General features: G+C 63.8%; 8 protein-coding genes and 1 pseudogene. 3 read left to right on the forward strand and 6 right to left on the reverse strand.

What is annotated here, in order from left to right:
• The 4 genes from A3764_RS24280 to A3764_RS20835 form a co-directional block, all read right to left on the reverse strand.
• The coding region (locus A3764_RS24280; RefSeq protein WP_201722485.1) for a F0F1 ATP synthase subunit gamma at positions 1-151 on the reverse strand (151 nt) is incomplete at its 3' end.
• A 14-nt stretch (positions 152-165) separates the two neighbouring features.
• A complete protein-coding gene (gene atpA, locus A3764_RS20825; RefSeq protein WP_067920316.1) occupies positions 166-1,704 on the reverse strand; it encodes a F0F1 ATP synthase subunit alpha in 1,539 nt (512 codons plus the stop codon).
• On the reverse strand, positions 1,705-2,265 hold the full coding sequence (locus A3764_RS20830; protein ID WP_201722231.1) for a F0F1 ATP synthase subunit delta: 561 nt from the start codon (positions 2,263-2,265) through the stop codon (positions 1,705-1,707). It abuts the gene before it with no gap.
• Positions 2,266-2,575: 310 nt separating this feature from the next.
• Positions 2,576-3,349: a class I SAM-dependent methyltransferase gene (locus tag A3764_RS20835; protein WP_067952054.1), complete on the reverse strand. Its 774-nt coding sequence runs from the start codon at positions 3,347-3,349 to the stop codon at positions 2,576-2,578.
• A 174-nt stretch (positions 3,350-3,523) separates the two neighbouring features.
• Here A3764_RS20835 and gloB point away from each other — a divergent pair, with 174 nt between their 5' ends.
• From gloB to A3764_RS20850, 3 genes are all read left to right on the forward strand, one after another.
• Positions 3,524-4,291 (forward strand): hydroxyacylglutathione hydrolase, encoded by a 768-nt coding sequence (gloB, locus tag A3764_RS20840; protein WP_067923269.1) that lies wholly within the window; start codon positions 3,524-3,526, stop codon positions 4,289-4,291.
• 173 nt (positions 4,292-4,464) lie between these two features.
• A complete protein-coding gene (gene clpA, locus A3764_RS20845) occupies positions 4,465-6,786 on the forward strand; it encodes an ATP-dependent Clp protease ATP-binding subunit ClpA (protein WP_067923272.1) in 2,322 nt (773 codons plus the stop codon).
• Positions 6,783-7,760 carry a M23 family metallopeptidase gene (locus A3764_RS20850; protein WP_067923275.1) on the forward strand — a complete coding sequence of 326 codons (978 nt, stop codon included), beginning with the start codon at positions 6,783-6,785 and terminating at the stop codon, positions 7,758-7,760. Before clpA ends, A3764_RS20850 begins: the two co-directional genes overlap by 4 nt.
• 6 nt (positions 7,761-7,766) lie before the next feature.
• Here the strand turns inward: A3764_RS20850 and A3764_RS20855 are convergent, their stop codons facing one another.
• Positions 7,767-9,884, reverse strand: a complete 2,118-nt coding sequence (locus tag A3764_RS20855) for a peptidoglycan -binding protein (RefSeq protein WP_067923277.1) — start codon at positions 9,882-9,884, stop codon at positions 7,767-7,769.
• 2 nt (positions 9,885-9,886) lie between these two features.
• A pseudogene (locus A3764_RS25450) lies at positions 9,887-10,387 on the reverse strand (biopolymer transporter ExbB); the annotation flags it as partial.

The raw sequence follows: 10,387 nt of genomic DNA on the forward strand, positions 1-10,387 counted from the left end.
CATTGAACCGCTCGGTGTAGGGGCGCGACTGCTCGGCAGCGTCCTGCGCGCGGCGAAGCTTCGCCGCGGCAACCATTTGCATGGCCTTGGTGATCTTGCGGGTCGATTTGACCGACGAGATCCTGTTTTTAAGGTCCTTGAGATTTGCCATTGGCTTATCTCTCCTTAAGCGAAGTCAGCGGCGTACGGATCGATAGCGGCGCGCAGTTTGTCGGCGGCGTCATCCTTGATCTTCGGATCTTCGTTGGTGATCCAGTCCAGCACGTCCTTGTGCTTCGACCGCATGTGGTTCAGCAGGCCCGCTTCGAAACGGCCCACGTCGGAGACATCGACCTTGTCGAGATACCCGTTCGTGCCCGCGAAGATGACAACGACGATCTCGGCGTTGGTCAGCGGCGAATACTGCGGCTGCTTCATCAGCTCGGTCAGACGCGCACCGCGGTTCAGCAGACGCTGTGTCGCGGCGTCGAGGTCGGAACCGAACTGGGCGAAGGCCGCCATCTCGCGGTACTGGGCCAGAGAAAGCTTCACCGGGCCCGCCACGGAGGACATTGCCTTGGTCTGGGCGGAGGAGCCCACACGCGAAACCGACAGACCGGTGTTCACGGCAGGGCGGATACCCTGGTAGAACAATTCCGTCTCGAGGAAGATCTGACCGTCGGTGATGGAGATCACGTTCGTCGGAATAAAGGCCGACACGTCACCGCCCTGGGTTTCGATGATCGGCAGCGCCGTCAGCGACCCGTTACCGGCATCGTCGCCCAGCTTGGCCGACCGCTCCAGCAGGCGGGAGTGGAGATAGAAAACGTCGCCCGGATAGGCTTCGCGGCCGGGCGGGCGGCGCAGCAGCAGCGACATCTGACGATAGGACACGGCCTGTTTGGACAGATCATCGTAAACGATCAGCGCGTGGCGCCCGTTGTCACGGAAATGTTCGGCCATGGCGGTCGCGGAATAGGGTGCGAGGAACTGCATGGGTGCAGGCTCGGACGCGGTGGCGGCGACCACGATGGAATACTCCATCGCACCGGTTTCTTCCAGCTTCTTCACCAGCTGCGCCACGGTGGAACGCTTCTGGCCGATGGCGACGTAGACGCAGTAGAGCTTCTTGCTCTCGTCGTCGCCCGCCTCGTCGTTATAGGACTTCTGGTTCAGGATCGCGTCCAGCGCCACGGCGGTCTTGCCGGTCTGACGGTCGCCGATGATCAGTTCCCGCTGGCCGCGGCCGATCGGGATCATGGAATCGACGGCCTTGAGGCCGGTCGCCATGGGCTCATGCACGGATTTACGCGGAATGATGCCCGGCGCCTTCACATCGGCCACGCCGGTCTTGCTGGCGTTGATCGGGCCCTTGCCGTCAATGGGGTTACCCAGACCGTCGACAACGCGGCCCAGCAGTTCGTCACCGATCGGAACGCTCACGATGGAGTTCGTGCGCTTGACCGTATCGCCTTCCTTGATGTCACGGTCGGAGCCGAAGATCACGACACCGACGTTGTCGGATTCGAGGTTCAGGGCCATGCCCTGAATACCACCGGGAAACTCGACCATCTCCCCGGCCTGAACGTTGTCCAGACCATAGACGCGGGCGATACCGTCACCGACGGAGAGAACCCGGCCCACTTCGGCAACTTCGGCTTCCTGACCGAAGTTCTTGATCTGGTCCTTCAGGATCGCAGAAATCTCTGCTGCTTGGATACCCATTTATCCGACCTCTTTCATTGCATTCTGGAGGGAATTGAGCTTGGCCTTGATCGAGGTGTCGATCATCTTCGAGCCCACTTTTACGACGAGACCGCCGATGAGCGATTCATCGACGGTCGTTTTCAGTTTCACTTCCTTGCCGGTGCTGGCCTTGAGGGACTTCACGAGCTTTTCGGACTGTGTCTTGGTCAGCGCCTTGGCGCTGGTGACTTCTGCTGTCATCTCGCCCTTTTCGGCGGCGATCGTTTCGCGCAGCGACTGGATCAGCTGCGGCAGCACGAAGAGGCGGCGCTTCTGGGCCAGCAGGGCCAGCGTATTCGACATGATGTCGCTCAGGCCCATCTTGCCTGCCAGCGCCGTGACGGCCTTTGTCTGCTCTTCGCGCGAATAGATCGGCGAATGGATCAGGCTGCGGAAATCGTCACTGTCGGCGATCGCGGCTTCCAGCGCATCGAGATCACTTTCAATGGCGCTGACCTTGTCGGCCTCGCGGGCCAGATCGTAAACGGCGCTCGCATATCGTTGGGCGATACCGGTCGAGATCGAAGCGGGTTCGGACACGTCCATCCTCTCATACGTCAGAGCCGGATATGCGAAACCTTCGCGTCACCAGCAAGTTGGCGCGGCTTGAAATCATCCAAGACGTCTAAATCAGGGGCGATGTAGCAGACCGTTCCCCACCCCGCAACACAGTATAGTGGCGCAAGAGATGTGGATAGCGCCTTTCTCCACGCGCTCTGCGGGGGTGCGACAGATTGACAGGGAGGCCCGGGGCCGCCGCCGGTGCGAATCCCCCTGCCCGGGCTTTTACCCCTTCTCATGATCGAAAATACTTCGGGGGTCCGGGGGCTGGCCCCCGACCGGACGCCTCTCACCGGCGCTCAGGTGCAAATCGGGCGCCCACGGGTTTGGCATTGGGCTCCGCCATACCCTCCAGCACGCCAAGCGCGCGGCTCGCGGTGCTGCGCTGGACCTTGCCCTTGGGCGGATGGACGATTTTCGTCGCCTCCACCATGAAGGCGCCCCCGGCCATCATTGTGGGCACATGCCGCCCGATCCGCTCGAAGAGCCCCGCGGATTTCATCCAGACCCGCCCCTGTGACGGCATCTGATAAAGCGCGCCCATCTGGCGTTCGGGCAGGAACTGGTGACGGCGCAGCTGGGTCTCCAACTGGCCCGGCGAATAGGGGCGCCCGTAACCGAAGGGCGTGATGTCCCGGCGCGCCCAGAACCCGCCGCGATTGGGCACGATGAACAAGGCCCTCCCGCCCGGGCCCAGCACCCGCCAGCATTCCTCCAGCAGGTCGTCAGGCCGCTCCGATGTCTCGAGCCCATGCATCACCACCAGCTTGTCCACATGGCCCGTCTCGATCGGCCACAGGGTTTCTTCGGTCAGGACCGATGTATTGGGCATGCCAGCGGGCCAGGGCATGACCCCCTGCGGGCCGGGCATCAGCGTGATCACCCGCCGCGCCTCCGCCAGGTAAGGCCGCAGCAGCGGCGCGGCAAAGCCGAAGCCCACCACCGTCTGCCCCTTCGCCTCGGGCCAGAGGCTCAGCATGCGGTCGCGGATGGATTTCTGCGCCGCGCGCCCCAGCGCGCTGCGATAGTAGAAATTCCTAAGGTCCTGAACGTCCAGATGCATCCCGCGCGCCTCATGCTCCGCGGGTCGGTTCTACCGTATTGGGGCCGTGGACAAAACTGCCCATCCCGCGCGCGTCAGGGAAAGGCGCGAAGTGTTGCAGCCCGGCGCTTCGTCGTTTGCCTGCCCGACAGTACCGCGCTAGCTTTCTGTTCCAAGCAAGCAGGAGTGTTCCCCATGTCCCACGATCTCGTCACCATCGCCTGTCTTTCGGACAATTACGCCTTCCTGCTGCGCGATCATGCGAGCGGTGAAGTGGCGCTGATCGACGTGCCTGAAGCCGAACCGATCCTCGATGAGCTCAAAAGCCGCGGCTGGACACTGTCGCAGGTCTGGCTGACGCATCACCATCCCGACCACGTCCAGGGCCTTGGAAAGGTGCTGGAGGCCCACCCCGCCAAGGTGGTCGGTGCTGCGGCGGATGCACACCGGCTGCCCGCGCTGGACCATGAGGTTTCCGAAGGCGACAGCGTGACGCTGGGCAGCCTGACGGCCAAGGTCTTCGATGTGTCCGGCCATACGCAGGGGCATATCGCCTTTTACGTACCCGAAGCCGCCACCGCCTTCACGGCAGACAGCCTTATGGCGCTCGGCTGTGGAAGGCTGTTTGAGGGAACGCCGGAACAGATGTGGGAAAGCATGCAGAAGCTGCGGGACCTGCCGGGCGACACCGTGATCTGCTCGGGCCATGAATATACCGCCAGCAACGCGCGCTTCGCATTGACGGTTGATCCGGAGAATTCCGATCTTATATCCCGTATCAAGGACGTCGAAGCAGCCCGCGATGCGGGGCGCCCGACCGTTCCCTCCACATTGTCTCTCGAACAGAAGACCAATCCCTTCCTGCGCCCGGACGATCCGTCCTTGCGCGCACATCTTGGGATGCAAACCGCCAGCGACGCCGAGGTGTTCGCCAAAATTCGCAAGCGCAAGGACCAGTTCTGACGCGCGATCATGTCCCTGATACACCGCTCACGCCAAAAGTGACCGGGATGGCACAGAAAAGCCTTGAAGACGGGCCATGATCAACCAAACTCTAATAGTATGAGGCCATGGTCGGCCAAGGGCACTGATATCCCTCACGACCCCGCCGGCCCCGAGCGAAAAGGAGCACACCCGTGCCTTCATTCTCGAATACACTCGAACAGGCAATCCACGCGGCTCTCGCGCTGGCCAATGCACGTCGCCACGAATTCGCGACGCTGGAACATTTGCTGCTCGCGCTTGTCGATGAGCCGGACGCGGTTCAGGTGATGAAAGCCTGTTCCGTCGATGTATCCGATCTGCGCGACACGCTGGTCGAATTCGTCGACGAAGACCTGAGCAATCTGGTGACGGACGTTGACGGCTCCGAAGCCGTGCCGACCGCCGCCTTCCAGCGCGTGATTCAGCGCGCGGCCATTCACGTCCAGTCGTCCGGCAGGACGGAGGTGACCGGTGCGAACGTGCTCGTTGCCATCTTTGCCGAACGTGAGTCGAACGCGGCCTATTTCCTGCAGGAGCAGGACATGACCCGTTACGATGCCGTCAATTACATCGCGCATGGCGTGGCCAAGGACCCGGCCTATGGCGAATCCCGCCCCGTCACCGGCTCCCCCGATGCCGAAGAAGAGGCACAGGGCGTCACCGACGGCGACAAGAAGGAATCGGCGCTCGCCAAATACTGCGTGGACCTCAACGCCAAGTCCCGCGATGGCGACATCGATCCGCTGATCGGCCGCGAATCCGAGGTGGAGCGGTGCATTCAGGTGCTGTGCCGCCGCCGCAAGAACAACCCGCTTCTGGTGGGGGACCCGGGCGTGGGCAAGACCGCGATCGCCGAAGGCCTCGCGCGCAAGATCGTCGCGGGCGAAACGCCCGAAGTGCTCGAAAAAACCACGATCTACTCGCTCGACATGGGCGCGTTGCTGGCGGGCACCCGTTACCGTGGCGATTTCGAGGAGCGTCTGAAGGCCGTCGTCACCGAACTGGAAGAGCACAGCGATGCTGTCCTCTTCATCGATGAGATCCACACCGTGATCGGTGCGGGCGCAACTTCGGGCGGCGCAATGGACGCCTCCAACCTGCTGAAGCCCGCGCTTCAGGGGGGCAAGCTGCGCACCATGGGCTCCACCACCTATAAGGAGTTCCGCCAGCACTTCGAAAAGGACCGCGCGCTGAGCCGCCGGTTCCAGAAGATCGACGTAAACGAGCCCTCGGTCGAGGACGCAACGAAGATCCTCAAGGGCCTTAAGCCCTATTTCGAGGAGCATCACAGCGTCAAATACACCGCCGATGCCATCAAGACGAGCGTTGAGCTGGCACATCGCTACATCAACGACCGCAAGCTGCCCGACAGCGCCATCGACGTCATCGACGAAGCGGGCGCGGCGCAGCATCTCGTGGCGGCATCCAAGCGGCGCAAGACCATCGGCACCAAGGAGGTCGAGGCCGTCGTGGCCAAGATCGCCCGCATCCCGCCGAAGAACGTCTCCAAGGACGATGTCGTCGTGCTGAAGGATCTTGAATCCTCGCTCAAGCGGGTGGTTTTCGGGCAGGACAAGGCGATCGAGGCTCTGTCTTCCGCCATCAAACTGGCCCGGGCCGGCCTGCGCGAACCCGACAAGCCGATTGGCAACTACCTCTTCGCCGGGCCGACGGGTGTCGGCAAGACCGAGGTCGCCAAGCAGCTTGCCGATACGCTGGGCGTGGAACTGCTGCGCTTCGACATGTCGGAATACATGGAGAAACACGCCGTGTCCCGCCTGATTGGCGCGCCTCCGGGCTACGTCGGTTTCGATCAGGGCGGCATGCTCACGGACGGGGTGGACCAGCACCCCCACTGCGTGCTGCTGCTGGACGAGATGGAAAAGGCCCACCCGGATGTCTACAACATCCTGTTGCAGGTGATGGACCACGGCAAGCTGACCGACCACAATGGCCGGACGGTGGATTTCCGCAACGTGGTGCTGATCATGACATCGAACGCGGGTGCCGCCGAACAGGCCAAGGAAGCCATCGGCTTCGGTCGCGACCGCCGCACCGGAGAGGACACCGCCGCCATCGAGCGGACGTTCACACCGGAATTCCGCAACCGGCTGGATGCTGTCATCAGCTTCGCGCCGCTGCCGAAAGACGTCATCCTGCGCGTGGTCGAAAAGTTCGTGCTGCAACTCGAAGCCCAGCTGATGGATCGCAACGTGACCATCGAGCTGAGCAAGAAGGCCGCCGAATGGCTCGCTGATAAGGGCTATGATGACAAGATGGGTGCACGCCCGCTGGGCCGTGTCATTCAGGAACACATCAAGAAGCCCCTGGCCGAGGAACTGCTGTTCGGCAAGCTCGCGAAGGGCGGCGTGGTCAAGGTCGGCGTCAAGAAGGGCGAGTTGGACCTGACCATCGACGGGCTGGAAAACCCGCGCCTTTCGGGCAATAAGCCGCCGCTGCTTACGGCGGAATGATCCGCCGGGCTTTCGCAGCCCTCCTGATACTCCCCTTCGCCGGTCCCGTACTGGCGGAGGGGTTTTCGCTTTCACTCCCGCTGGATTGCGACCTGGGTTCAACCTGCCGCATCCAGCAATATGTCGATCGGGATCCGGGCCCCGGCGCGCAGGATTACCGCTGCGCTGAACTGTCCTACGACGGGCACAAGGGCACCGATTTCGCCATTCCAACCCTGAAGGATATCGAGGATGGCGTCGTGGTACGGGCCGCCGCCCCCGGGCGCGTGATGGGTGCCCGGGACGGCATGCCCGATACGGGGTATTCCCCCGCGACTGCAGCAGGGCTCGTGGGTCGGGAATGCGGCAATGGCGTTCGGATCGACCACGGTGAAGGTTGGCAAACCCAGTATTGCCACATGCGCCGGGGCTCCGTTTCGGTCAGCGCAGGCGACATGGTCGACACCGGCACCGCGCTGGGAGAGGTCGGCCAATCGGGCAAGGCCGAATTCCCCCACCTGCATCTTTCCGTCACCCGCCACGGCGAGGTGATCGACCCGTTTGCCCCGGACCAGCGCGCGGGCTGTTTTCTGAACGGCACGGGCGATGACCCCGGCCTTTGGGCGGAAATGCCGGCCTATCGGTCAGGGGGCCTGATCGCCGTCGGGCTGATGGACAGTATTCCGGACTATGCCGATGTGAAGGCCGGGACAGTGGCGCGCAGCAGCCTGCCGGCGGATGCGCCCTCCCTCGTCGTTTATGGCTACATGTTCGGGACGCGAGTGGGGGATCGGTTGCATCTGTCCATCGAAGGGCCGGAAGGCACGGTCCTGTCCCATGACATGCAGCTGGAGGATCAGCACGCGCTTTCCTTTCAGGCCCGGGGTCTGCGGGGGCGCGGGCTCTGGCCGTCCGGGCAGTACAAGGGGCATGCCACGCTTTACCGCGGCGACAGGATGCTCGGCAGCCTTGCCACCGACCTGCAAATTCCCTGAGAGCGGCTAGCGTTCGGTGAATTTCAGTTCGATGCGCCGGTTCTGGGCATGTGCAGCCTCGGAATCGCCGGAGGCGACGGGCTGATACTGGCCAAAGCCATTGGCCGCCAGGCGGTTCGGCGGAATGCCCAAAAAGTTGATCATGTATTTGACGACCGACAGCGCCCGCGCCTGGCTAAGCTCCCAGTTGTCCGCGAAGGCGCCGAAGCCCGACAGGGGCACATCATCGGTATGCCCGTCCACGCGGATCACCCAGTCGATCTCCGGCGGGATGTCTTCCACGATGTTGCGCAGGATATCGGCGACCTTGGCGATCTCCCGCTTGCCTTCGGCAGACAAAACAGCCCCGCCGGGCGGAAACAGCACTTCGGAGGAAAAGACGAAGCGGTCGCCCTGAATGCGCACCCCTTCCTGTGAGCCCACCACATCGCGGAGCCGACCAAAGAATTCCGACCGGAATTGTTCGAGGTCCTTCGCCTGCGCCTCCAGCCGCCGCCTTTCCGCAGCCTCCAGTTCCGCCCGGCGCCGTTCTTCCGCCGCTACCCGCGCCAGCGCGGTATTGAGGTCGGAGCCGAGCGACTGCATCTCGATCTCCCGGGCGGCATCGCGGGCAACCGCATCGTCCAGAAGGGCCTGCAAGTCCCCCAATTGCGACCGGAGCGCCGCCACCTGCTGGTTGAGAAGTTCGGTCTGGCGCTGCGCCTCGGCGCTCGCGGCTTCCTCTTCGCTCAGCGCCTGCTGCGCGCTGCGTAGAAGCGCGGCCCTGCGTTCGGCTTCGCTGCTGGTGTCTTCGGCCCGTGTCTCTGCCGCCAGCTTGGCGGCCAGCGCCCGGGCGAGTTCGGCGCGCAAGGATTCGCGATCCGTTTCCGCCCGGTCTTGCAGTGCCGCCAGATCATTGTTGGTCTCCGCCAGCGCGGTTTCCAGTTCGTCCCGCTCCTGCGTCACATCCTGCAAGGCGCGGCGCAGTTCCTGCCGTTTGCTTTCTGCTTCGGTGGCCGTATCATCGAGCGTATCCTGCAACTCTGCGAGTTCGGCGCGGGTGGCGCTCAACGCATTCTCTGCGGTTTTCAGATCCTCGCGCGTGGCGGCCAGATCGCGCGCGGCCTCGTCGGCATCCTGTGCGCGTCCTTCGGCGGTCTCCAGCCGCAGCAATGCCGCGACAAGCTGATCGTCCAGCGTTTCTTCGGCGGCGCGGGCGGCGGCCAGAAGGGTGAGCGTATCTTCGGCCTTCTTGCGCTGCGCTTCGAGCGACAGGGTCATCGCCGTCAGTTCCGCATCCGCCTCTTCCAGTTTCTTGCGCAGGGCCTCTGCAGCGGCAGCCTCGGCGAGGCGGGCGGCTTCTTCCTCGCTCAGGGCCTGCGCCGTCTCCTCGGCTTCGCGGGCGAGCGTGGCGGCCCGTTCGTCGGCCTCCGCCACGGCGGCGCGCAGATCATCCGCGTCGGCGTCCGCCTCGGCAGCGCGTGCGCGCAGATCGGCCACCAGCGCATCCAGCGCCTCGCGCCGAGCAGCGGCGAGGCGCGCGGCTTCTGCCTGCGCGTCGACCTCTTCGCGGCTGCGGGCAAGAGCGAGGTTGAGCGCTTCCTGCTCGCTGAGCAGGGTTTCGCGGGCGGCTTCCAGTTCGTCCTGCCGCGCTTCGAGCGCCGCGATGTCGTCCTTTGCCGCGTCCCGTTCCGAAAGCAGGGCGGCGGCACGATCGCGCGCGCTGTCGCGCTCAGTCAGCAATGCGGCGACCTGTGCCTCGAACCCGGTGATCCTGCTTTCGGCTTCCGCCAGTTCCGTCTCTCGCGCGTCCCGCTCCCCGGTGAGTGACGTGATCAGCGCCGCCTGCCGCTGCACTTGGGTTTCCGCATCATCCAGCGAATTGGTCAGCGCGCCCAGCCGCACTTCGAGGCGCTGGTTCGACCGTTCCTGCATCCCGAGCGCCTGCGCGAGTGCCGCAACTTCGCCGGCCAGCGAATCAAGCTCCGATTCCTGCCCGGATATGCGTTCCGTCAGGACGAACTGCACGATCATGAAGATCGTCAGGACGAACATCAGCACCAGCAGCAACCCAGTCATGGCATCGACGAAACCGGGCCAGATCGAGCCCTGAAACCGGGTACCGGTGCGCCGGGAAAGAGCCATCGTCAGCGCCCTCCGTCGTCGGACCTGCCATCGTCACGGGGGCGCCGGGCCTCCGCCGCACGCGAACCGGACAATGCTTTGACCAGCAGTGATATTTCCTTGCGCAGATCGGCCATCGTTTCCTGCCGCCCGGCGGAAATCTCTTCGAGGATGCGCAGCATCTGCACATCCATCGACCGCAGACGCATACGGCTTTCGGCGTCTATCGCATCGCCGGTGCCTTGGGTTTCCAGCGTACTGATCAGGCGTTCCTGCGCGGCGGCGACCCGTTCCAGCGCCTGACTTGACGGATCCGCGCCTTCGATGCGCTGCATCACACGCCCGATTGCTTCTGTCAGCCCGTCGAGCTTTCCGTCCGTTTCGGCGCGGGCTTCTTCCGAACGGCGGAAAAGCTGCTGAAGGCTGTCCATCTGCTCGGTGATATGTTCGACGACACCGGCCATGATCGCCTGCTCGCCGCTCAGTTCTTCCCCGGACGTGAAGCCGACCCGGGTGATGGAACT

It is taken from the genome of Sulfitobacter sp. HI0129 (genome assembly GCF_001635395.1).
Taxonomy (GTDB): domain Bacteria; phylum Pseudomonadota; class Alphaproteobacteria; order Rhodobacterales; family Rhodobacteraceae; genus Sulfitobacter.

What these genes read in the sequence shown, in the direction of transcription:
- atpA (WP_067920316.1), bottom strand. Translation starts at nt 1,704, where the DNA reads ATGGGTATCCAAGCAGCAGAGATTTCTGCGATCCTGAAGGACCAGATC.
- gloB (WP_067923269.1), top strand. Translation starts at nt 3,524, where the DNA reads ATGTCCCACGATCTCGTCACCATCGCCTGTCTTTCGGACAATTACGCC.
- A3764_RS20835 (WP_067952054.1), bottom strand. Translation starts at nt 3,349, where the DNA reads ATGCATCTGGACGTTCAGGACCTTAGGAATTTCTACTATCGCAGCGCG.
- A3764_RS20855 (WP_067923277.1), bottom strand. Translation starts at nt 9,884, where the DNA reads ATGGCTCTTTCCCGGCGCACCGGTACCCGGTTTCAGGGCTCGATCTGG.
- A3764_RS20850 (WP_067923275.1), top strand. Translation starts at nt 6,783, where the DNA reads ATGATCCGCCGGGCTTTCGCAGCCCTCCTGATACTCCCCTTCGCCGGT.